Origin of the sequence: Roseobacter sp. AzwK-3b (assembly GCF_000170875.1) — a bacterium.
GTDB classification, from domain to species: Bacteria; Pseudomonadota; Alphaproteobacteria; order Rhodobacterales; family Rhodobacteraceae; genus Roseovarius; species Roseovarius litoreus.
The window spans coordinates 144,467-167,401 of the sequence record NZ_ABCR01000004.1 but is presented as its reverse complement, the minus strand read 5'-3'; the positions used below and the strand labels follow the sequence as shown (position 1 = coordinate 167,401).

General features: G+C 64.9%; 20 protein-coding genes. 7 read left to right on the top strand and 13 right to left on the bottom strand.

The window, feature by feature from the left end; all coding sequences use genetic code 11:
• Window positions 1-104: 104 nt before the first annotated feature.
• On the bottom strand, window positions 105-1,388 hold the full coding sequence (locus tag RAZWK3B_RS08910; protein WP_037295505.1) for a capsule polysaccharide biogenesis protein: 1,284 nt from the start codon (window positions 1,386-1,388) through the stop codon (window positions 105-107).
• 148 nt (window positions 1,389-1,536) lie between these two features.
• On the opposite strand from RAZWK3B_RS08910, the gene RAZWK3B_RS08905 reads away from it, so the two are divergent.
• Both RAZWK3B_RS08905 and RAZWK3B_RS08900 read left to right on the top strand, forming a co-directional pair.
• Window positions 1,537-2,124, top strand: coding sequence for a riboflavin synthase (locus RAZWK3B_RS08905; protein WP_007814289.1), 588 nt, complete (start codon window positions 1,537-1,539; stop codon window positions 2,122-2,124).
• 127 nt (window positions 2,125-2,251) lie between these two features.
• On the top strand, window positions 2,252-3,223 hold the full coding sequence (locus RAZWK3B_RS08900) for an MBL fold metallo-hydrolase (protein ID WP_007814288.1): 972 nt from the start codon (window positions 2,252-2,254) through the stop codon (window positions 3,221-3,223).
• Window positions 3,224-3,244: 21 nt separating this feature from the next.
• Here RAZWK3B_RS08900 and RAZWK3B_RS08895 read toward each other — a convergent pair whose 3' ends face one another.
• From RAZWK3B_RS08895 to crtA, 10 genes are all read right to left on the bottom strand, one after another.
• On the bottom strand, window positions 3,245-3,898 hold the full coding sequence (locus tag RAZWK3B_RS08895; protein WP_007814286.1) for a DUF3726 domain-containing protein: 654 nt from the start codon (window positions 3,896-3,898) through the stop codon (window positions 3,245-3,247).
• Window positions 3,895-5,589, bottom strand: coding sequence for a hypothetical protein (locus tag RAZWK3B_RS08890; protein WP_007814285.1), 1,695 nt, complete (start codon window positions 5,587-5,589; stop codon window positions 3,895-3,897). Before RAZWK3B_RS08890 ends, RAZWK3B_RS08895 begins: the two co-directional genes overlap by 4 nt.
• 65 nt (window positions 5,590-5,654) lie before the next feature.
• Window positions 5,655-7,211, bottom strand: coding sequence for a BCCT family transporter (locus RAZWK3B_RS08885; protein WP_007814283.1), 1,557 nt, complete (start codon window positions 7,209-7,211; stop codon window positions 5,655-5,657).
• Window positions 7,212-7,254: 43 nt separating this feature from the next.
• The gene (locus RAZWK3B_RS08880) at window positions 7,255-8,190 is read right to left on the bottom strand and encodes a membrane dipeptidase (RefSeq protein WP_232279507.1); all 936 of its coding nucleotides are present in this window, start codon (window positions 8,188-8,190) and stop codon (window positions 7,255-7,257) included.
• Window positions 8,191-8,255: 65 nt separating this feature from the next.
• Window positions 8,256-9,707 (bottom strand): aldehyde dehydrogenase family protein, encoded by a 1,452-nt coding sequence (locus RAZWK3B_RS08875; protein ID WP_007814279.1) that lies wholly within the window; start codon window positions 9,705-9,707, stop codon window positions 8,256-8,258.
• A gap of 132 nt (window positions 9,708-9,839) precedes the next feature.
• Window positions 9,840-10,721, bottom strand: a complete 882-nt coding sequence (locus RAZWK3B_RS08870; RefSeq protein WP_007814278.1) for a LysR family transcriptional regulator — start codon at window positions 10,719-10,721, stop codon at window positions 9,840-9,842.
• Between the two features lie 99 nt (window positions 10,722-10,820).
• Window positions 10,821-11,690, bottom strand: a complete 870-nt coding sequence (gene bchO / locus RAZWK3B_RS08865) for an alpha/beta fold hydrolase BchO (RefSeq protein WP_007814276.1) — start codon at window positions 11,688-11,690, stop codon at window positions 10,821-10,823.
• Window positions 11,691-11,694: 4 nt separating this feature from the next.
• A complete protein-coding gene (locus RAZWK3B_RS08860; RefSeq protein WP_007814274.1) occupies window positions 11,695-13,419 on the bottom strand; it encodes a magnesium chelatase subunit D in 1,725 nt (574 codons plus the stop codon).
• Window positions 13,416-14,420 carry a magnesium chelatase ATPase subunit I gene (bchI, locus tag RAZWK3B_RS08855; protein WP_007814272.1) on the bottom strand — a complete coding sequence of 335 codons (1,005 nt, stop codon included), beginning with the start codon at window positions 14,418-14,420 and terminating at the stop codon, window positions 13,416-13,418. Before bchI ends, RAZWK3B_RS08860 begins: the two co-directional genes overlap by 4 nt.
• Window positions 14,417-15,124, bottom strand: coding sequence for a spheroidene monooxygenase (crtA, locus tag RAZWK3B_RS08850; protein ID WP_037295395.1), 708 nt, complete (start codon window positions 15,122-15,124; stop codon window positions 14,417-14,419). The genes bchI and crtA overlap by 4 nt, the downstream gene beginning before the upstream one ends.
• A 110-nt stretch (window positions 15,125-15,234) precedes the next feature.
• On the opposite strand from crtA, the gene RAZWK3B_RS08845 reads away from it, so the two are divergent.
• From RAZWK3B_RS08845 to tspO, 3 genes are read left to right on the top strand one after another with little or no spacing between them, the layout of a single operon-like run.
• Entirely contained in the window at window positions 15,235-16,788 is a 1,554-nt protein-coding gene (locus RAZWK3B_RS08845; RefSeq protein ID WP_007814268.1) for a phytoene desaturase, read from the top strand.
• Window positions 16,785-17,831: a 15-cis-phytoene synthase gene (gene crtB, locus RAZWK3B_RS08840; protein ID WP_007814267.1), complete on the top strand. Its 1,047-nt coding sequence runs from the start codon at window positions 16,785-16,787 to the stop codon at window positions 17,829-17,831. The genes RAZWK3B_RS08845 and crtB overlap by 4 nt, the downstream gene beginning before the upstream one ends.
• A complete protein-coding gene (gene tspO / locus RAZWK3B_RS08835) occupies window positions 17,828-18,304 on the top strand; it encodes a tryptophan-rich sensory protein TspO (protein WP_007814264.1) in 477 nt (158 codons plus the stop codon). Before crtB ends, tspO begins: the two co-directional genes overlap by 4 nt.
• Before the next feature lie 11 nt (window positions 18,305-18,315).
• Here the strand turns inward: tspO and crtC are convergent, their stop codons facing one another.
• Window positions 18,316-19,152 carry a carotenoid 1,2-hydratase gene (gene crtC, locus RAZWK3B_RS08830; protein ID WP_502685147.1) on the bottom strand — a complete coding sequence of 279 codons (837 nt, stop codon included), beginning with the start codon at window positions 19,150-19,152 and terminating at the stop codon, window positions 18,316-18,318.
• A complete protein-coding gene (gene crtD / locus RAZWK3B_RS08825; protein ID WP_007814260.1) occupies window positions 19,149-20,741 on the bottom strand; it encodes a 1-hydroxycarotenoid 3,4-desaturase CrtD in 1,593 nt (530 codons plus the stop codon). The genes crtC and crtD overlap by 4 nt, the downstream gene beginning before the upstream one ends.
• Window positions 20,742-20,835: 94 nt before the next feature.
• On the opposite strand from crtD, the gene RAZWK3B_RS08820 reads away from it, so the two are divergent.
• Both RAZWK3B_RS08820 and RAZWK3B_RS08815 read left to right on the top strand, forming a co-directional pair.
• Window positions 20,836-21,708 (top strand): polyprenyl synthetase family protein, encoded by an 873-nt coding sequence (locus RAZWK3B_RS08820; RefSeq protein WP_083799075.1) that lies wholly within the window; start codon window positions 20,836-20,838, stop codon window positions 21,706-21,708.
• Window positions 21,709-21,713: 5 nt separating this feature from the next.
• A complete protein-coding gene (locus RAZWK3B_RS08815; protein ID WP_007814257.1) occupies window positions 21,714-22,844 on the top strand; it encodes a methyltransferase in 1,131 nt (376 codons plus the stop codon).
• Window positions 22,845-22,935 lie beyond the last annotated feature (91 nt).

Genomic DNA, 22,935 nt, shown 5'->3' with positions numbered 1-22,935 from the left:
CTCCTCGACCTTTTTGCCTGCCGATTTTATTTGCCTGCCGATTTTATTTTTCTGACAACCTATCGGAATCCGGCGATAAAATCCAGCGCCGTGATTGCAGATGCTCAGGTCACCGCCCGCAACTGTTGCCGAGGTGCCGCGGTCCCGAGGCGAAGCGCGTCGTAGGGGTCTTCGTGTGCGAGCATCATGTCGACCGTCTGACGGAGCAATTGGCGCCGCCCGCGAGACGAATAGAACCCGCCCGCGACCTGGCTGGTTTCCAGAAGAAAGCTGCGATAATCGGCGTATGCGCGCCTGTCGGGGCGTTCGGCGCCGGCGAAGAATTTTTCGATCGGGCGGGTCGAGACGAATTCAGGCTTGGCATAGACCGCCGCGCCGAATGTCCGGAGCGGAATACCGCGCCAGAGCACCTGTTGGGCGGCGGTGGAATTGACCGTCACGGCGCTGCGCGCCTCATCGAGAAGCTGCGCCAGCTTGCCGCCACGCACGTAATGCACGCGCCCTTCAAGGCCATGATCGCGTGCCAGCCTGCGCAGTTCGCGGCGGATGGGCACGCGCCCGTCTTCGAGCGGATGGGCCTTGATGACAAGGTGATGGTGCCGCGGTGCGCCCTTGGCGAAGCCGCCGATCACGGTTTCCAGGAATTCGGTCATCGAGGCAAACGGCGAATGGGCCTGAAAGGAGGCGTCATGTTCGAGCTGCAACAGCGCGATGTGGTAGGGAAAACCGCCGTATTTGATGCGGGACGTGGCGATATGCCGTTCGATCGCCTGAAACGGCATCAGCAACAGGCGCTGCAGGTAGAGCTTGAACTCCTGCCGCACGTCGAGAGCGCGGTGGGGCCGGAAATTGCGGTAGCGGCGATTCATCAGAAGCACGAAGCCATGATAGAGCGCGCCGTAGAACACATGCTGGCGCATGTCGCCCCAGCTGGCGGGGGGCAGGGCGGTGTCCATGTCGGAGTTTTCCAGCGCGGCCCGCATTTCGGGCACGCTCATGTCCATCAGGCGCGAATGGCCGTTCACCCCGCCGCGTTCATAGGTGACCCAATAGGGGCGCAGGTAGCCTTCTTCGAAGACATGGATACGCAGGCCCGCAGCACGGGCAAGGCGGATCGCCTGAGCATGGATCGGACGGGTATCGCCATAGAGCACGAGATCGGTCACCGCCTTGTCAGTCAGAATGGCGGAAAGCGTGTCTGGCCAGTCTTCGGCGTTGCCGAGAAACGGGATATAGCTGGAGCGGTCACGCCAGAACGCCTGATCGCCGGCGTTGAAGCCCACGCGTAGCACTTTTGCACCGGTGCGTGTCAGCATCTGCGCAAGCCGGTAGAAGTAGGGCCCGTGAGGCCCCTGCAGAAACAAAAATGTCCGAACGCTGCCAGTCATGCGCGTGATCATTACCCGTGAAACCGTTTACCGGATATCATTCATAACGGAAAAATTCGGCAAAATTAAGTCCGGCAGAGGCTTCGGCGCCTTGCCAGTGGCGATTGGCGCGGCTACGTCCCGTAGAGAACCCAATCGGAGGTCTATCATGTTCACGGGGATCATCACGGATGTGGGGCAGGTGCGCTTGGTCGAGATGCGCGGCGATCTGCGGGCGCGGATCGGCACGCGCTATGACATGCAGAGCGTCGATATAGGTGCGTCGATCGCCTGTGACGGGGTGTGCCTGACGGTGGTGGACAAGGGCGCGGACTGGTTCGACGTGGATATCAGCGCCGAGACGGTGTCCAAGACCAACGTGAAGGGCTGGACCGAAGGTCATCGGATCAATCTGGAGCGCGCGCTCAAGGTCGGGGACGAATTGGGCGGGCATATCGTGTCGGGGCATGTCGACGGGCTGGCCGAGATCGTGGCGGTGCGCGACGAGGGCGACAGCACGCGCGTGTCATTGCGCGCCCCTGAGGCGTTGGCGAAATTCATCGCGCCCAAGGGGTCGGTCGCGCTGAACGGCACATCGCTGACGGTGAACGAGGTGGAGGGCTGCACGTTCGGGATCAATTTCATCCCGCATACCAAGCAATCGACAACCTGGGGACAGGCGGCGGTGGGCGATGCGGTCAACCTCGAGATCGACACGCTGGCGCGCTATGTGGCGCGGCTGCAAGAGATGAGCTGACCCGGGGCCGCACGGCGCCCCGTCCGGACACCGGCGGCGCGTTGCGGTATCGTCCGTCATATTCATGAAACGTGTTGCGTTGCGCCGTGTGGCCAGTATCCTTGGGTCGAACCAAGGGAGGATCCACATGACTTTGCTCAAACCCACGCGTCGTGATCTGCTGAAGATGGCCGCCGCGGCCCCCGCCTTTGCCCTGCCCGCCGCCGCCGCCCGCGCCGAGCTTGGCGCGCCGCAGGGGGGCAACCCGTCGCATTTCAGCTTTTCCGTGGGCGATGCCCGGCTGACCGTGGTCTCGGACGGGTATTTCCGGCTGCCCACGGACGGGCTGGGCATCAATGCCGATCCCGCCGAGGTTCAGGCGTTCCTCGAGCGGCATTTCCTGTCGCCCGAGATGGGCTATTCGCACACGAACCACCTTTATGTCGAAATCGGGGATGCCAGGGTGCTGGTGGATGTGGGATCCGGCAGCCGCTTCATGGCCGATACCGCGGGCCGGTTGATGGGCAACCTCGAGCGTGCCGGGATCGATCCATCGGGGATCACCCATGTGGTCATCACCCATGCGCATCCCGATCATATCTGGGGGATAATCGACGATTTCGAAGAGCCGATCCTGCCGGATGCCGAGCATCTTATGGGCGAGGCCGAACATGCGTTCTGGATGCAGGATGGTCTGGTGAATCAGGTCGAGCCGGACATGCAGCAATTCGTCGTCGGCGCGGTCAATTCCATCGAGACCGAGGGTGTGGAATGGACGCTGGTGCAGGACGGGCACGAGGTTGTGCCGGGCCTGACCATGTTCGACACGCCCGGCCATACGCCGGGGCATATGAGCCTGCGGGTCGATAGCGGCGACCGGTCGTTGATCGCGCTTGGGGATTCGATGAGCCACGCCTATACGAATTTCGCGCATCCCGACTGGTATAACGGCTTTGACGCCGATGGCGAACAGACGGTCGCCACGCGCAAGCGGCTGCTGGACATGGCCGCCGAGGACCGGATCGCGGTTCTGGGTTATCACTTCCCGTTCCCGGGTGTGGGTCATGTGCAGCGCGAGGGCGATGCCTATCGGTTCATCCCGGCGCTCTGGCAGTTCTGAGACGGGTATCGGCGCGCGGGATCAGTCGTTGTCGGTGAGACCCGCGCCCGCACCCGCCAGACGGCTTGTTTCGGTTTCCGGCGCATAGGTGCGCTGCGCGAAGGCGTCGAGTTGCCGCGCGGTTGCTTCGGGGATGTCGGCGCGGGCCGTTGGCGATGGTGTCTCGGTGTCGCAGAGCGCGCCGGGCAGGATCGACACGGCGTCCACCATGGTGGTGCTCAGAGCGTCGGTCATGCCGTCGGGAATGTCATCGGCGGCACCACAGGTGACCGACACGCCCTCCCATGACACGGTGACGCTGCGCCCGGCCATCCGGGCCGCGGCGTCGAGATAGGGCAGCAGCAGCATCGGGCTGGCGGTGCGGCCCAGATGCAGCGCCTCACCGGCCGCAAGACGCGAGGCATGATCGCACAGGGCTGCGCCGGAAATCAGCGGGCAGAGCGTGCCACCGCGCGCGGTCCAGCGGCCTTCATCCTCGTCGTGGGGGCAGAGCGTCTCGTAGGTCGTGCCGTCGTTGCGGGTCAGCAGATCTGCCAGAACCTGCGGGCCGGGTAGCCCTTGCGCCACCAGCCAGCGGGCGGCCTTGCCGGCCTCTTCGGCCAGACCCCAGCTCAGGCCCGCGCCGCGCGCGGCCTTGCGCGACAGGGCCTCGATCTCGTTCAGCGACCAGGTCATTCGGCGGCCACCGCAAGGAAGGGATAGGCCCAGTCATCGCCTGAACGGTCACCCAGTTCATGCGGGAAGGGGGCGTGTTGATACATGTTGATGCGCAGCCAGCGATCCGAGCGGGGATCGAAATGGCAGGCGCCGAAGAAGCTGAGTTTCAGGCGCAGCATGTCGATCGGCATCATGGTGGCGTCGATCGTGTTGTCGCGGATCTCGGCATAGGGCAGGCGCGAGGCGATCTGGGCGCGGCGCACGATGTGGCGATGCTGCGGGTGGCGCATGAGGAAGCCGGCCACGCTGTCCTCGGTTGTCTTGGACAGATCCGACCAGAGGCGCGCGGCGTCGCGACCGGGGCAGAGCGGTTGCTCATAGGGTTCGATCGGCTCGTCGAAGCGTTCGCCAAGGCGGGGTTCGAGCTTGGCTTCGGAAGTATACCAGACGCGGGCCTGTGCGTCGGGATCTGTCCAGTCGATGGCGAGCGCCCAGCCGTAGATCTCCTGCACAAGCGCGCGCAGGCGTGCGGTGCTCATGGCGCCGTCGATGCGCCAGGTGGCGGATTCGTCGGCGGCCATGCAGCAGGCCAGCGGATCGACAAGACGCGGGTAGGGTTCTAGCAGAAGCGAGGCCAGAAGTTCCTGACCTTCGAGCGTGAGCGCGCCTTCCGCCCAGAGCCACAGCCGGTTCCAGGGCTGGTCGGTCTGAAGGTCGGCGGTGGCGAGATGGGCCAGAAGGGATGCCATGTCGGCGCGCAGCGCCTCCAGTTTGGCGATCTGCACGGGGTGATCGGAGTGCCAGTCGGCGGCGTGAAGCTGTGCACGGATCGCGAAGCGGCGCAGGGTCTGGGCTTCGTCGGCGGAGGCACGGGGCAGGCTGCGGATGCGGGCCAGCGCCTCTTCGCGGGTGGCGATCCAGTTGTTCAGGAGCGCGGGATGGGTGACCAGAAACGGCGCCATGCCAAGCCCGGTGGAATTGCCGATGCCGAAGCGGCGGCGCAGATCGGGATCAAGCGGCACGGCGGTGTCGGGCGCGCGCATCCGGGCCATGTGTTCGACAAGGTCCATGACGAAGGCGCGAGTCAGGTAAACAGACAGCATCTCGATCTGGAAGGGGGCCTGACATTCGGGGCGGTGGGCGACTTGTTCGCGGTCCGCTGCGCCAAACTTGCCTGAGCCGTAGACGGCGGTGGTGCGCATCAGATACCCCACCTCGGCCACGCGGGCGGGGTCGGGTTGATGGCCCGAGGCAAGGCTGTCCACCACATGATCCCAAAGCCTGACGGACCGATTGGCGCGGCTCAGAGACAGCTCTTTTTCGGACACGCGGCCAGCCTCTTGCCGGGGCACGTTGGCCTGCAGGCGGTCGAGATCGGCCGCGTCGGGCACGCCGTCGAACAATGTGAAGGTCGCGTCCCATTCGGTGGCGATCACCCGGTCCGAGCGTTTTTCGGGGGGCAGGTCGTTGGCGAAGGCGACAAGCGAATAACTGCGGTCGGGGCCATGGGCGGTATAGACCGCACGGCCCACGCCACGCGCGTCGATATCGAACAGGGCGCATTCGAAGCGCCAGCCCTCGGATTGCAGGCGGCGCAGCAGGATGCGCATGAAACTGAGGCGGGATTGATGAAAGGAGCCGAGCCGGTCAAGCCGCATCACGACATCGGGATGCCGGGGCGCTACGGGCTGCGTGTCAGGCTGGTGCATGGGGCTCCTCCGGTCTTGTCATATCAGATGATAGGGCGGCCCGGCCAGCGGACCGCCCCTTTTTATCATGCGTCACCGCGGCCCTTGGCAAGGGTGATGCGCAGCGCGTCCCACAGCGAAGGCAGCAATACCAGCGACACCGGAACTGCGGTCACGACAATGAAGCTTTGCAGTTTGCCGATGCCGCCCGAGCCTGTGTAGATCAGGATCAGCGCCATCGCGCCCATGGCAGCCCCCCAGAACATGCGCACCGGCAGGGCGGGCTTGTCCTCGGAGGACATGGCGACCGAGATCACATAGGTCATCGAGTCGCCCGTCGTGGCCACGAACACCGTGGTCAGGATCAGGAACAGGATAGATACGATGAAGCCCATCGGCAATTGCTGGGTGATGGCCAGAAGCGCCGCAGGCAGGTTGAAGCCTTCAAAGGCGGTCGAGACCGAACCTGGGTTGGCAAGCTCCTGGCTGAGGCCGGTGCCGCCCACGATGGTGAACCAGAAAGCGGTCACGATCGGCGCCACGATCGACAGCATGATGATGATCGACCGGATTGACCGGCCCCGCGACACGCGCGCGATGAACATGGCCATCAGCGGTCCGTAGCCAAGGAACCAGCCCCAGAAGAACACCGTCCACCAGCCCAGCCAGCCCGGCTCGCCAAAGAGACCCGCATCGCCGCGATAAAGCGCCATGCCGAAGAAATCGGTCACATAGGTCGTGAAGCCGCCGACAAAGCCCTTGAGAATGAACATCGTGGGGCCGGCGATCAGCATGAACACCAGCAGAAGCCCGGCAAGGATCACGTTGAACCGGCTGAGGATCTGGATGCCCTTGGACAGGCCGGTCATCGCCGAGACCGTGTAGATCGCGACCAGCCCGAGGATCACGACCGCCTGAGTGGCGAAGGTGTCGGGAAGACCGAACAGCGCGCCGAGGCCATAGCTGACCTGCAGGCCCAGAAAGCCGATGGGGCCGACGGTGCCCGCCACCACGGCGATGATGCAGGAGGCATCCGCAATGAGGCCGATGGGGCCGTTGATCGCCTTGTCGCCGAACACCGGATAAAGCAGCGTGCGCGGCGAAAGCGGCAGGCCCTTTTCATAGTGGTAATGCATCAGCATCACCGTGGTCAGGGCACCGAGGATCGCCCATGCCAGAAAGCCCCAATGCATGAAGCTTTGCGCCAGCGCCGGGTTGACGGCGTCGGGCGTCGCAGCCTCGGCTCCGAAATGGGGCGGCGATGACAGGAAATGCGCCATTGGCTCGCTCGCGGCCCAGAACACGCCACCGCCGGCCAGCAGGGTGCACATGATCATCGCGCCCCACTGGAACAGCGGGAACTCGGGCCGGTCGAGCCCGCCCATAATGGCCTTGCTGCCGGGCAGCACCACCAGAACCAGCCCCATCAGGAAGGTTCCCAACAGCAGAAGCTGCCAGTAGAGGCCGAAATATTTTGCCGAGAAGGCAAAGCTGGCATCGACCATGCGCGACAGCAGGTCTAGGTCAAAAAGCGCGATCAGGCAGAAGATCGCGATGAAGCCGCCGGTGATGGCGAAAAGCGGCTTGTTGATGTGATGAAGTCCGCCACTGGAGGCGTTGGTCTTGTGTGTGATGTCGGACATTCTGTTCTCCCTGCGAATATCCTTGGGGTGGGCACTTGGGCCCTTATGTGTCCGGCGTTATGTCAGCCGGGGTGAAGTTCTGTTCGAAAAAGCGCAGCCAGTTGTCGCCCATCAGGCCCGCAACCTCGGTGTCGTTGAACCCGGCGCGGCGTAGGCCGTCCTCGATGTTGCTGAAATCGCGGTTGTCGCGGAACCAGTCGGGTTGCGGCGGGAAGCCGGGGGCTGTGGCCGAGCCTTCGCCATAGTCGATTTCCTTGGTCCAGCGACCGACGCGCATCCATTCCACCACGCTGTCGGGCTGGTCCTGACACAGATCGCTGCCGATGCCGAAATGCTCTACGCCGAAGCGGTCAGCAGCGGTGGCGATCATCTGGCAGAAGCTGTCGATCGTGCAGTCGGACTTGCCCTGCAGGTGATGGGGATAGAGCGAAAAGCCCATCATCCCGCCATTGTCCACAACGGCGCGCACCACGTCGTCGCGCTTGTTGCGCAGCGCGGGTTGCCATGAGTGGAGGTTGGCGTGGGTGATGGCGATGGGACGCTCGGAGATATCGGCGGCCTCGATGGTGGAGCGGTCGGCGGAATGGCTCATGTCGACGACCATGCCGACCCGATTCATTTCCTTGATGACCTGACGGCCCATTCGGGTGATGCCGGGGTCTTCGGCCTCGTAGCAGCCGGTCGCCAGAAGGGACTGGTTGTTGTAGCTGAGCTGCATGAAGCGCGCGCCCAGCTTGTGCAGCACCTCGACGAGACCGATATCGTCTTCGATCGGGCTGGGGTTCTGGAAGCCGAAAAAGATCGCGGTGCGCCCTGTGTCGCGGGCGCGGACCACGTCGCTGGCCCATTCCCCGTGAAAGATCAGATCGGGGAACTGTTCGAACCAGCGGTTCCATTTCTCGATATTGAGGACGGTTTCACGGAAATTCTCGTGATAGGCGATGGTGACATGGACCGCATCGACGCCGCCTTCGCGCATCTGGCGGAAGATCTTTTCGGACCAGTTGGCATATTGCAGGCAGTCGATGCGATATCCCACGGCGCTTACTCCGGCAGGCCTGAGGCGATATAGGCCGTCTTGACGGTGGTGTAGAACTCGCGCGCATGGATGCCCTGTTCGCGCGGCCCGTAAGAGCTGTCGCCCCGTCCGCCGAAGGGCACGTGATAATCGGTGCCGGCAGTGGGCAGGTTGACGGTGACGACGCCGGTGCGCGCATTGCGGCGGAAATGGGTGGCACGGGAAAGGCTTTTGGTGACGATCCCCGAGGTCAGGCCGAAATTGGTGTCGTTCACGGTGGCGAGCGCCTCGTCATAGGAGCCGACCTTGATGACGGCGGCCAATGGGGCGAACATTTCCTCGCGGTTGATGCGCATCTGGTTGGTGGTGTTCACGAAGACGCCGGGGGACATGAAGTAGCCATCGGTCTCGAGCGTGAGGCGCGCGCCGCCGCAGGCCAGCTCGGCGCCTTCGGATTTGCCAAGCTCGACATAGGCGAGGTTTTCCGAAAGCTGTTGTTCGCTGACCACGGGGCCGATCTGGGTGCCTTCGGCCAGAGCGTGCCCGACCTTCATCGCCTGCGCGCCGGCCACCAGTTTCTCGACGAAGGCGTCATGCACCGCCGCATGCACGATCAGCCGCGAGGAGGCGGTGCATTTCTGCCCGGTGCCCCCGAAAGCGCCGCCAAGTGCCAGCGTGACCGCCAGATCGAGATCGGCGTCGTCCATCACCGCAAGGGCGTTTTTCGAACCCATTTCCATCTGCACCCGTGTCAGGTTTCCGATGGCCGCCATAGCGATCCCCTTGCCTACGGGCACCGAGCCGGTGAACGAGATCGCATCGACCTTGGGGCTTTTGACAAGGCGCTGGCCCACGTCGCGGCCTGCGCCCATCACCAGTTGGAACAGACCTTTGGGGATGTCCTGCCGGGTGATGATCTCGGTCAGGGCATGGGCCGATGCGGGGGTCAGGTTGGCGGGTTTCCAGATCACCGCGTTGCCGTAAGCCAGCGCCGGGGCGATCTTCCAGCTGGCCGTGGCGGTGGGGAAGTTCCACGGGCTGATGACGGCGACGGTGCCGACCGGTTCGCGGCGCACATCGACCTCGATGCCAGGGCGGACGCTGTCGGCATTCTCGCCCAGCTGGCGCAGGACTTCATGGGCGTAATAGGTGAAGAATTGCCCGGCGCGATAGACCTCGCCCTTGCCTTCGGCGAGGGGTTTGCCCTCTTCGCGGCTGAGCAGAGTGCCCAATTCCTCGGCGCGCGCCATCATTTCGGTGCCGATCGCCATCAGGATGGCCTGTTTGCGCTCGAGGCCGTAAGCGGCCCATTCGGCCTGCGCGCTGCGGGCGGCGTCAAGGGCGGTGTCCAGTTGATCGGGTGTGGCTTGTGTGAAGAGGCCGACAAGATCCGTCAGATCCGAGGGGTTGCGGTTTTCAATCTCGCTGCCACCAGCGACCCATTCGCCCGCGATATGGTTCAATTTGGTGTCGGTCATGGTGCAGCCCCCGTTCTGAGTCGGTCTTCGAAGATGATGCGGGGCAGAAGGGCAGAGAGAAGCGTTTCAGGCAAACGCAAACTTCTGAAGAAAAATTCAGCAACTCTGAAGTGATGCCAGGATTGAGTGCGCTCAGGCCTGGGGAGCGGGCAGATCGGCGCTGCGGATCGCGCGCGCAAGCGCCTGAACGGCAGGCGTCATCAGGGGGGCGGGCGGTGTCAGCATCCAGACCTCGCGCCGCGCGCTGCTGTCCAGAAGCGGCAGGAAGGCCAGATCCTCATCGGCGCGCTGCATGGCCAGTTCCGGCAGCAGCGTGACACCCGCGCCCGCGCGCACCATGCTGAGCAGCGAGGCAGTGTTGGCCACGTTGAGACGCGACGCTTCGAGTAGCGGCAGAAAGCCATCGTCCTGAATAAGATGGCACAGGCCGTTGGCGATGAACTGGCTGCCATTCAGATCCGACCAACGCAGATCCGACCAGTCGCGCGCGAGCGGGTGATCGGACCGGCAGACGACCCCGAAACGGTCGGTGAAGATCAGGTGACGCTCGAACCCCGGCATTGGGGGCAGGGTGGCCAACCCGATATCGGCCCGGCCCGCGGCAAGATCGTCCTGCACGGCCGCGGAATGGCTGTCGCGCATATCCACATGCACGCCGGGATGCGCCGCCATGAAGCTGCGCAGGATCGAGGGCATGATGACCTGACCCACGGAGGGGGTGACGGCCAGCCGGACATGCCCGGCCTCGGCGCGGGACATGCCTTCGATCGCGGCGATGGTGCGGTCGAAATGGTCAAGCTCGCGGCGGGCCTCGGCGTGGATCAACTCGCCCAGGGGGGTCAGGCGGGATTTGCGCGCACTTTCGAACAGGGGTGCGCCGATGTGATCCTCGAACTGGCGCAGCATCATCGACACGGCCGAGGGCGTGCGGCCCAGTACCTCGGCGGCATCTGCGAGGCTGCCTTGTTCGGCGACGGCCCGAAAGCAGCGAAGCATCTCGATCTTGATCGCCAAATTCAGCGCCTCTTCATTTTGAGCGCCAATGCGCTCTATGCGCTGAAGTTAAGGGGCTGAGTTCGCAGTGTCCAGCCGGTCGCGCCGCGGCGCGGCACGTCAGTCCTGTGCAAGCCAGCCGGTGATGATGTCCAGCAGCGTGGCGGGGTCTTCTTCGTGGGCAAGGTGGCCCAGCCCCTCGATCCGGCGAATTTGCGCATTGGGAAGCAGGCGCGCGGCACGGGTCGAGACCTCGGGGGAGACAGCTTTGTCCTGCGCGCCGGTGATCAGCAGGCAGCGCGCCGTGATCCCGGGCAGATGGGGCAGGAGGGCCTCGATATCCCATTGGGCCATCATCTGAAGCGTGGCTTCCACATGGCTGCGGTCGGAAATCAGGCGGGCATAAAGGCCAAGCCCCGCCTCATCCAGCGTTGAGCCCGTGCTTTCGATCAGCCGCCGCGCGCGGTCTTCATGGTTGCGGCCAAGAGTAAAGGCGGTCGCGGTTAACGGGTTCAGTGCCAGCACCTTGGCCAGCATTGGAAAGAGCCAGCCTGCGACACCTTCGAAACGGTCGAGCGCGGCATTGATGCCGATCACATCGGGGGGCGTGCTGTCGGGGCGTGTCATGTGGCGCGCAAGATCGAGCGCCAGAGCGGCGCCCGCCGAATGGCCGATGATGGCATGAGGCTGCCAGCCTTCGGCGGCGCAGAGGGTGGCGATATCCTCGGACATGGCGGTCAGTCCAAGGCGCCGGCGGGTGCCAGCGCGGCTGAAGCCCTGCCCCGGCAAATCGAGGGCGACGACGTGGAACCTGTGGGCCAGTGTCGGGATCAGGTCCCGCCAGCTATGGGTCGAGGCAGCGGCGCCGTGCAGCAAGAGGAGCGTCGGACCAGTGCCGCTTTCCTGCACGTGCCAGTCATGTGGGCGGTGGCGAATGCGGCGGGACAGGGAATGGAGGGGCCAACCTGCAAGGTCGCGGTTCCAGTCCATCGGCCTAGCCGTCCAGGGCTGCGGATACGGCGGTGCTGATGCGCGCGGCATCGGCCCGTGGCAACGCAAGATAGCGCGCGCCCATGCGGGCGGCCAGCGTGGCGGGGGCATCACCGGGGCGGGTGGCGGTGTCGATCACCACGCCGGGAAAGCCCTGCGCGAAAAGCTGGCGGGCGATCATCTCGGCGTCTTGTGTCGCTTGCGCGCGGTCGCCGCGGCCATCGAGCGCCACATTGGCCCGTCCGTCGGTCAGCAGCGCCAGAGCAGGCGAAAGCCCCCGGCTGCGGGATTGCTCGGCCAGCAGGGCGGCGGCCACCAGACCAGCGGCCAGCGGCGTGCCGCCGCCGCCGAGCATCGCAGCGAGCCGCCGCTTGGCCTGCACCAGCGATCTTGTGGGGGGTAAAAGCACGTCGGCACCGGTGCCGCGAAAAGCCACAAGCGCGACCTGATCGCGCCGGGCATAGGCCTGCACCAACAACAACTCGACCGCGCCCTTGGCTTCGGCCAGACGAGCCAGCGCGGCGGAGCCCGAAGCGTCGACCGTGAAGACCAGCAGTCGGTCCGAGCGGTCCTCGAAGCGGCGCAGGTGGATGTCGGATGGGTGGATGATGACCTTTTGCGGCGCGTCGGGCCGTTGGCGGCGGCGCACGGCCTGCCACGGTGCCGCGGCGTGCAAGGTCGCGACGACATCGATGCGCGAGCGTCCATCGGGATGGCCGGGACGCGCCGGTAGCGGACGGCCGCGCCGATTGCCCTTGCGCCGTGCACCGGCGCCTGCGCCCGATGCGCCGCCACGAGTGCTGCGGCCTTCGGCGATCTGGTCCAGAAGCGATGGGGGCAGCAGGGCGCGCACAGCCTCGATCAGCAGCTCGTCGGGGATATCCATGGCGCCGTCGGTGTCGCCCGCGTCGGGCGGCTGGTCAGGCGGCTGGTCAGGCGGCTGGTCGGGGGGATCCTCGGGCGCGGGTGGCTCGGGGGCGTCCTCTTTGTCCTCGTCCTGCGGGAGCATGGTAGCCCGGGACGGATAGACGAGTTCGGCCGCTTCGCGTAGATCGTCGGCGCTGAGCGCGTCATGGCCGTTGAGTGCAGCTATGGCGCGGGCGGCGCGCAGGGCAAGGCTGGGGGCGCGCAGGCTGTCTATGCCGAAGCGCGCGGCCGAGGTGGTGAGCGTGGTCAGATCGTCGGAGGAGGCGGCGACATGGGCCAATCGGACACGGGCGGTATCAAGATCGCCGGGGGCGGGCAGCCGGGCGATGGCCTCGGGCCAGCGGGTGTCGTTCAGATCCACGTCAAAAGCCAGCCGGTCGCGCAGTCCGGAGGGGGCCTGTTCGTCGCTGTCGATCCCCTCGTCCAGCAGGATCAGGCCGTGCCCGCGCGCGGAGTCGAGGATCTGGCCAAGACGGGCCGCAAGGCCCGGTGCGGCGCGTTCGGCCATGGGAAGGATCAACAGGGCCGGCGTTTCGGCCAGCCCTGGGTCCAGCACAAGACGCCCCTCGGCCAGTGTGGCGGCAATGTCAGGGCCGCCGAAAAGTTGTGTGTCCGAAATCTCGGGGTGGATGCGCCGTTGCGTCATGGGCAGCCGGGTGATCGCATCTTCGAAGGCCTGTCGCACCGGACCGCAGCGCGCCCGCAGGGTCAGCCCGCCCAAGCCCGTCGGGTCCACCGCCAACAGCGCCAGCGCGCGCAGGCCGCGCGACCAGGCTGAGGCGGGAACCCGGTCTTCGGTCATCCCAGCACATCCGCCACGCAGCGCGCGACGCGGGCACCTGATCCCGCTTCGTCCAGCGGATCGCGGCGCAGACGGTGGCTGAGCGCCAGAGGCGCCACGGCGCGCAGGTGATCGCGGCTGACGGTATCGGCGCCCTCATAGGCGGCAAGCGCGCGGGCGGCGCGCAGCAGCGTCAACTCCCCGCGCAGACCGTCGGCACCAAGGGCCACGCACAGCTTGGCGCAATCGCGCAGGATGGCATCACCTGCTTCGGTGCTGTCCAATGTGGCGCGGGCCGACAGGATACGCTCGCGGATCGCGGCATCCTTGTCCTGCCATGCGGCAAGGAAAGCATCAGGGGTCATGTCGAAGGCGTCACGACGGCGGATCACCTCGATCCGCTCGTCGATATCGGTGGGCGAGGTCACCTCGACCGAGAGGCCGAAGCGGTCCAGAAGCTGGGGACGCAATTCGCCCTCTTCGGGGTTGCCCGAGCCGACCAGAACGAAGCGCGCCGGATGGCGGATCGACAGCCCCTCGCGTTCGACAACGTTTTCGCCGGATTGGGCCACGTCGAGCAACAGGTCGACGATGTGATCCTCAAGCAGATTGACCTCGTCGATATAGAGATAGCCGCGATTGGCGCGCGCCAGAAGGCCGGGCTGAAACGCCTTTTCCCCTTGGGTCAGCGCGCGTTCGATATCCAGAGCGCCGGTCACACGATCTTCGGTCACGCCAAGCGGCAGGTCGATCACCGGGGTGGGGCGTTCGATGGTGTCGGTCGTGGTGATCCCGGCCCAGTCGGGGCAGTCGGCGGCGGTGGCGGCATTGACCGGACAGCCCTTGATTGCTGTGATCGGTGGCAGGAGGGCGGCCAGAGACCGGACAGCTGTGGATTTGCCGGTGCCGCGGTCGCCGAACACCAGAACGCCGCCCAGACGGGGTTCGATCGCGGTCAGGATCATGGCCAGTTTCATCTGCTCCTGGCCGACGATGGCGGAAAACGGGAAAGCTGCTGTCATGTCTGTCCTGAGAGTTTGGCAAGCGGTTGGCCGCCATTCCATGTGCCACGTGTATCGAGCACACGGAAGCGGGCGTAAAGTTCTTCGCGAAACCAGTTGCCGTCGCGAACGGCACGGATGGCGCGGGCATGGGGGCCATCATGACGCGCAAAGGCGGCCATGGCGTCGGCATCGGGCCAGATCGAGAAGGTGATCTGATGCAGCAGGGGCACCTCGCCGATGCCGATCTTGAAGGCGACATTCGGATCGTGCCCGATCACCGCGCTGATATCGGGGACCCGCCGCCAGAACCGCAATGCCGCCGAGGGGCGCACTGTGGCGCGGGTTAGGGCAGCGAGGGGTCCGTCGTCTTGGTGGTGGCCTGATTGGAACGGGGCCGCGCCCGACCAGTGGCCACGCACGGAAGTCGGGCCGAGAAACACGCTCCAGGCCTCGATGGCGCGGCGCTCGTAGCGGCGGAAGATCGCGGCATCGCGGGTTTGCCTGCGGGCGGTTTCAAGATCGGGCCAGGTGGCGAGAATCGCATAAACAGCCGTATTGGGCACGGGGGTGAAACCTTCGCCGGTGCCCGAACCGCAGAGCTTCCAGAAGCCGATGCCGTCAACGCGCGGCAGTGACAACCGCGCAAATCCCATCATGGCGAAGGCCCATAAACGGTCGGCGCCTGAGGAAAAACGATAAAAACTGAGGCTGACGGTTTGTATGGGGCGGCTCCTGCGTGGTCTTGTTCATGATTATTGACATGGTTTTAGGGTCGTGAAAAGGGCTGCACGTTGAGATTGTCAACTAAACTAGACACGTGTAGTCTTGTCATATGTTGACACGCGTTGATCCTGAGCTGAGCAAGCAGGTGGCCGGGGCCATGAAGCCCCATGCCATCATCATCGGGGCGGGCCTTGGCGGGCTGGCTTCTGCCATGAGGTTGGGGGCGAAAGGATATCGCGTCACGGTACTCGACAGGCTCGATTCGCCCGGTGGGCGCGGCTCGTCGATCACCCAGAACGGCCATCGCTTCGATCTGGGGCCGACGATCGTCACGGTACCGCAGGTGTTCCGCGAGTTGTGGCAGGCCTGCGGGCGGGACTTTGACGCCGATGTCGATCTGCGCGCGCTGGATCCTTTCTATGAAATTCGCTGGCCCGATGGCAGCCATTTCACCGCACGCCAGGATGATGCCGCGATGAAGGCCGAGGTGGCGCGGCTGTCGCCCGGCGATCTAAAGGGCTACGAGAAGTTCCTTGCTGACAGCGAGCGGCGCTACTGGGTCGGGTTCGAGGATCTGGGCCGGCGCTCGATGCACAAGCTGTGGGATCTGATTAAGGTGCTGCCGACCTTTGCGATGTTGCGCGCCGATCGCTCGGTCGCCGCCCATGCCGCGATGCGCGTCAAGGATGAGCGCCTGCGCATGGCGCTGTCGTTCCACCCGCTGTTCATCGGTGGCGATCCGTTCAATGTCACGTCGATGTATGCGCTGGTCAGTCATCTGGAAAAGGCCTTTGGTGTGCATTACGCCATGGGCGGCGTCGATGCGATTGCCCGGGCCATGGTGCGGGTGATCGAGGATCAGGGCGGCATCATGCGCCAGAATGCCGAAGTCGATGAGATCCTGCTCAAGGCGGGGCGCGCGCGGGGCGTGCGCCTGACTGGTGGCGAGATCGTGACTGCCGATATCGTGGTGTCGAACGCCGATGCGGGCCACACCTATGACCATCTGCTGCGCAATCACCGCAAGCGCCGCTGGACGCCGGCGCGGCTGAAACGCTCGAGATGGTCCATGGGGCTATTCGTTTGGTATTTCGGCACCACAGGCACGTCAGAGATGTGGCCCGATGCGGGCCATCACACGATCCTGAGCGGTCCACGTTATAAGGGTCTGGTGCGCGACATATTTCGCAAGGGCGTTCTGGCCGATGACATGAGCCTTTATGTCCACAGACCCAGCGTGACCGATCCCGGTGTGGCACCGGAGGGCGGCGATACGTTCTACGCGCTCAGTCCTGTGCCGCATCTGGGCCATGCCAATCCCGTCGACTGGTCCGACATGGAAGAAACCTATCGTTTGAAGGTCCAAAAGGTGCTTGAAGAGCAGCTTTTGCCAGGTCTGGGCGATCATCTGTCAGCGTCTTGCGTGTTCACTCCCGAAACGTTTCGAGACAGATATCTCAGCCCCTATGGGACCGGCTTTTCGATCGAGCCGCGCATTCTGCAAAGCGCATGGTTCCGCCCGCATAATGTGAGCGAAGAGGCCAAGGGCCTTTACCTCGTGGGGGCGGGGACGCATCCCGGCGCAGGCCTTCCGGGCGTTATTTCCAGCGCCGAGGTGCTGGATCAACTGGTGCCCGATCCGCAAACGATGATGCCGTCATGATCGATCCGCGCGACATGGAACATTGCGTCGAGGCGATCCGGCATGGGTCTTTGTCTTTCCATGCGGCGTCCCGGCTGTTGCCGCGCTCTCTGCGTGATCCGGCATTAGCGCTTTATGCGTTTTGCCGGCTGGCCGATGATGCGGTGGATTTGCACGATGCCAAGGCGGATGCGGTCCTGTCGCTGCATGAGCGGCTGGACAAGGCCTATGCGGGTCGGCCGCGCAATGCGCCTGCGGATCGCGCCTTTACCGCCGTGATCGAGGATTTCGACATGCCGCGCGCCTTGCCCGAGGCGCTGTTGGAGGGGCTTGCTTGGGATGCCGGTGGCCGGCGCTATGCCAGCCTGTCGGAACTGCGCGCCTATTCGGCGCGGGTGGCGTCGGCGGTTGGTGTGATGATGTGCGTGTTGATGCGCGTGCGGGATCGCGATGCGCTGGCCCGGGCCTGCGATCTGGGCGTTGCGATGCAGCTGACGAATATTGCCCGTGACGTGGGCGAAGATGCTCGCGAGGGCCGGCTTTACATGCCGACCGAATGGATGGAGCAGGAGGGCCTGGCGCCCGAGGCCTTTCTGGAATCGCCGCGCCCCTGTCCCGAGATGGCCAGCATGGTCCGGCGCCTGCTGCGTGAGGCGGATGATCTGTATGTGCGCGGGGGGGCAGGGATCGCCGCGCTGCCCCTGGCGTGCCGTCCGGGTATTTTCGCCGCGCGGCATATCTATGCCGGGATCGGCGGACAGGTGCGTGCGGCAGGGCACGATTCGGTTTCGCGCCGTGCACGCACGGGGGGGTGGCAGAAGATGGGCTGGCTTGGTCTGTCGATCCTGCAGGCGGGCGGCTCGGTCGTTATGCCGGGATCGCCCTTGATCTACGCGCGGCCCTTGCCGGAAACGGTGTTTCTGGTCGAAGCGGCGGCGGATGCCAAACCTGCGACCGATTGGAGCGAGACGCTTTACGAAACTCTGGCTGAGCTTAAGTCAAAGGACAAGGAGCGCCGTATGGCGTTGCCCCGGACGGGTGCGCAGGTTAGAGAGACCGCATGATCTGGCTTTATTTCGGAATTTTCCTTGCCGCGTGCTTCGCGGCAGGCTCGACCGGTGGGCTTTTCCCGCCGGGCAAATGGTATGACGCGCTGCAAAAGCCAAGCTGGACGCCACCCAATTGGCTGTTCCCTGTGGCGTGGACGGTGCTCTATCTGTGCATGGCGGGGGCCGGTGCACGGGTCGCCGTCAGTCCCGATAACGGGCTTGCGATGGCTCTGTGGTCGCTGCAGATCGCCTTGAACGGTCTCTGGACGCCGGTCTTTTTCGGGCTGCGGCGGATGAAACTCGGGTTGATCGTGCTGAGCGCGCTGTGGGCGGCTGTGGCTGCCACCATGGTGGCCCTGTGGCAGGTGGACTGGATCGCGGGGGCGCTGTTCGTGCCCTATCTGTGCTGGGTGTCGGTGGCGGGCGCGCTGAACTTTTCGGTGCTGCGCCTCAACCCCGATGCGGAACCTGCGCGCGAAGAGGCCTGAGCCGGGCCTCTTCAGTCGCTGAACCGCCAACCCGGACGCCGCGGCACCCGCACTGCAAGCATCGGCTTGAGCAGCGGTGATCGGAACCGGGTGAGGTCCAGGGCTTCATGCACGCCCACTGTTTCCTTGCCATCGATGCAGGTGCGCACCGCCGAGCGGCAATAGAACGGCGCATCCAGCATCGCCTTGACCTGTTGCGGCTGGTAGCCCGGATCGGCCCGCGTGTCGCGCGCCACCGCCCAGAGGCTTCGGCGGAACGCGGTCTTGGGCGGAGGGCTGTCGATCGCTTCGGCGCGGCCTGCGGCATCGAACCGGATCCCGACCCCCAACTCGCTGCCATCGAGGCGCTTTGCATCATAGAAACAGGTACTTCCGCCGCCGGTCGGATAGCGGCCCCATGTCCAGTGGCTGAAATCCTGCTCAAGCGCGCGGGTGCCGAAATTGGCATCGAAATAGCCATGCCCCGTCCATGTCCAGCCCGGCGCGTCGAGATCTACCTCGATGTCACATGTCGGCGCGAAGGGCCGCCAGATATGGGCGCCATCCGGTGTCAGCGGCATTTCCACCGAGGTGAGTGCCGAGGGGATGACCCTGATCTGGCCCCGCACCCGCGAGATCATCGGCGGTGACGAAATTTCATTGATATCAATCACCAAAGCGTCGCCCTGCCAGCGCAGTGACGAGGGTCCGACGGTAAACTCGGTTTCGGTCTGGCGAAGCGCGGCGCGGCCACGGTCGGTCATGGTGAAGCGCCCGCCGGGTCCGTAGGTCGCGACATTGATGCATACATTATTGTCCGGCGAGCGGCGGCCTGACCATGCATACCAGGGCGAAAAGACCGACCCTATGAACGCGATGACGCTGAGGGCGCGGGTGCCGTCGTCGCTGATTCCGTCGATATACCACCAAGCGTAGCCGTTGGAAGGGACGTCGAGGTTGAAGTTCGGTCGCTCAAGATCGCCGCGGCCGCGTGCCGGCCTGAGAGGGTCGCCATCGGGACGCCCGCCCCCGGATGCGTTCCGCCCCCCGCCAGATACAGTCCCGGTATCGGGCTGCGCGCCGTGGGGCGCTGAAAGGCCGCTGTCATGCCATGCGGGCTCTGCCCGTAAAGGGATCCGAGCGAGGCTGGAAACAGCCGGTCGAAGCCCTGCGGCGTTGTCAGGGCCTCTGGTCCCGGGATCGGATCGAAGCTCAGTCCGAAACGGACCAGCGTCTGGAATGTGCGTGTCCGGCATGTGTCGAACTCCTCATGGCGGGGTTTGGCCGGGTCAAGCGGCGGTGCATTGGCGATAATCTCAAACCGTTCGGGCGCGGGCAGGGGACCGGGCAGCCCCCGATCTTGTGCGCAGATATAGAGCGTCGGATCGGGGTGCAGGCGGCCTTGCTCGAGCGCGTCGAATTCGGGCTTGGGGTCGTCGCTGAAAAAGACGTTGTGATGGGCAAGCTCGGGGCCTTCCGGCGTGGCGGCAAAGGCCCAGACCTCGGCCGAAAGGCTGCGACCGGCCCGCAGTGTCTGGGGTGCTGCGGCATCGCAACCGGGACCAAGCGCGCCGGTGGTCAAAGCGCGAGGATCGCCGTTGAATATGACGGTGCTTGTCGCGATGCGGGTGCCATCGGTCAGGATCACGGCGCTCGCGCGCCCGCCCTGCCGCTCGATCCGTTCCACATGTGTGTCAAACCGGGTTTCGGCGCCGCGTGCCTGCGCCAGATCGCAGAGCGCCCGCGCCAGGCGATGCATGCCGCCCTGAACAACCCAGACCCCTGCTGCCTCGGCCTGCCAGATCAGCGCCAGAAGGCCCGGCACCCTGTAGGGCGAGCCGCCGACATAGGTGGCGTAGCGCCCGAAGAGTTGCGCAAGGCGCGGATCGTCGAACGTGCTGTGCAGAAGACCCGCCAGCGTCGATAGCGGCGCCATCGGGCGAATCAGATGTGGATTGCGCATGACATGCGCGGCAAGCCCCGGCAGCGACGGGGCGGCGGCACGCATCACGGGGTGCTCAAATCCTTGAAAGAGGGTTCGCGCCCGGGCCGAAAAGGCGCGGAACTGCCGCGCGGCGTTGGCTCCGGCGAAGGCGTCGATCGCCTCGGCACTTTCGGTTTCCGTGTCGAACAGGTCCAGCCGGCTGCCATCGGGCCAGAAATGCCGGGCCAGAATGCGCTGAGGAACGAGGGTCACGTGATCGTCGAGACGCTCGCCCATTTCCGCGAAAAGCTCGTCGAAGACGGCGCGCATTGTCAGCACCGTCGGTCCGGTATCCACCGGGCCTGCGGGACTGTCCAGGCAGCGCATCTTGCCGCCGGGGGCGGGCTGCCTGTCCAGCAGAAGGACGGGCAGGCCCTCGTGAGCCAGACGCGCAGCAGCAGCGAGGCCGGCAATGCCGGCGCCGACGACGACCATGCGATCTTTGGCGGTTATGCCCGATGCGTTTGCTGTCATGGGTTGATTGTTGACTCGGCAACGCAAACTGTCCAGTATGATTTACACATTGCCTGTCCTAATTTTGTGGACAGGTCGCAAAAAGGAGGCCTCGATGCCACTGAGCGAGCGGATCGAAGCGGCTATCTCCTGCGCCATTGCCAGGGCGCGGGCCGGAAGGGCCCCAAGGCAATTGAGCGCGGCATTGGATTATGCCACGGCGCCCGGCGGCGCGCGGATACGTCCAACGATCCTGTTGTCGGTGGCGATGGCCTGCGGAGACGACCGGCCCGATGTGTCCGACGCGGCGGCCAGTGCGCTTGAGTTGATCCATTGCGCGTCGCTTGTGCATGACGATCTTCCCTGTTTCGACGATGCCGATATTCGGCGCGGAAAGCCTTCGGTGCATCGCGCTTTTTCCGAGCCTCTGGCGGTGCTGGCGGGCGACAGTCTGATCGTGCTGGCCTTCGAGGTATTGGCGCGGCAGGCGATCACCGATCCGGCGCGCGCGGCGCGGCTGATGACCTCGCTTGCGGAGCGCACCGGAATGCCCGGTGGGATCTGCGCGGGGCAGGGTTGGGAAAGCGAGCCCGAGGTCGATCTGGCGGCGTATCACCGATCGAAGACCGGCGCGCTGTTCATCGCGGCCACGGAGATGGGAGCCATCGCGGCGGGCCATGATCCCGATAACTGGCGCGATCTCGGCGCCTTGATCGGCGAGGCGTTCCAGGTGGCGGACGATCTGCGCGATGCGCTGCTGGACGAGACCACGCTTGGCAAGCCTGTCGGTCAGGATGCGCTGCATGGCCGGCCCAATGCGGTTGCCAAGCTGGGCGTTGACGGGGCCAGCAAGCGTTTGTCGGATATTTTGGCGGGCGCGATCGCATCGATTCCGTCCTGTCCGGGCGAGGCGGATTTGGCTCGCATGGTTCGCAGGACGGCAGAACGTATCGTGCCCAATGTGCCGGCGACGGCAGGCCGGGCCTGAACACCGTGGCGGCGCAAGACCCTCCGGCGCGCGGCAGTTTCGATCTGTCGCGTTGGCTGAACCGGCTGATCGCCCGCCCCGATATCCAGAGCCTTGCCGCAAGACTGCCCTTCAGTCGCGGGCTTGCACGGCGCGACGGGGCTGAGATTTTCGAGATTGTTCAGGGTTTTGTGCGTTCCCAGGTTCTGGGGGCGCTGGTCGAGTTGCGGGTGTTGCCGTGGCTGATGGAGCGTGACGCCTATCCTGTCGAGTTGGCGCAAGGTGCGGGCATCGCGCCCGAGCGGATGGAGATCCTTTTACAGGCCGGTGCCGCCATGGGGCTGATGAAGCGCCGTGGCGATGGCCGCTTCAGGCTGTCACGCAAGGGGGCTGCCTTGATCGGTGTGCCGGGCCTTGAGGCGATGATCCGGCATCACCACGTTTTTTATCAGGACATGGCCGATCCCGTGGCCTTGCTGCGCGGCGAGGGCGAGACGGGTCTGGCGCAGTTCTGGCCTTATGTGTTTGGCGCAAAGGGCGATATCCCGCCCGAAGACGCGCTGCGCTATTCCGATCTGATGGCGCAGTCACAGGAGCTGGTGGCGCAGGACACGTTGCGGATGATCTCGCTGCGCGGTGTCAGCCGTCTGATGGATGTGGGCGGCGGCTCGGGGGTGTTCGTGTCGCATGTGGCGCGGCGGTATCCGCGAATCGCACTGAGCGTGTTCGATCTGCCCGAGGTGATCCCGGATGCGCGAAAGCGTCTTGGATCGGCCGGGCTCGATGGGCGCGTGATCTGCTGTGCGGGCTCGTTTCGTGACGGTCCTCTGCAGACCGGGGCGGATGCGATGTCCCTGATCCGGGTGCTCTATGATCATGATGACGCAACCGTGGCTGATCTTTTGGCCAAGGTGCATGCCGCGCTCCCGCCCGGCGGGAGGCTGATCATATCCGAGCCGATGTCGGGCGGCGCAAGGCCCGATCCGATCTGCGATGTCTATTTCGCCTTCTACACAATGGCGATGGGCACCGGGCGAACCCGCTCGGCTGCGAGGATCGCGGAGCTGTGTGAGGCGGCGGGTTTCGAGGCCGTGCGCGTGGCCAAGGCGCCACGCCCCTTTGTGACCAGCGCCTTGAGTTGCAGTAAGCCGCTGTAAGGCTTTTGCAAACAATCTCTCCTAATATGTAAACTAAACTTGACACTATGGTGTGTGTCTTTAAACTTACAAGTAGGCCTGCAATCCGCGC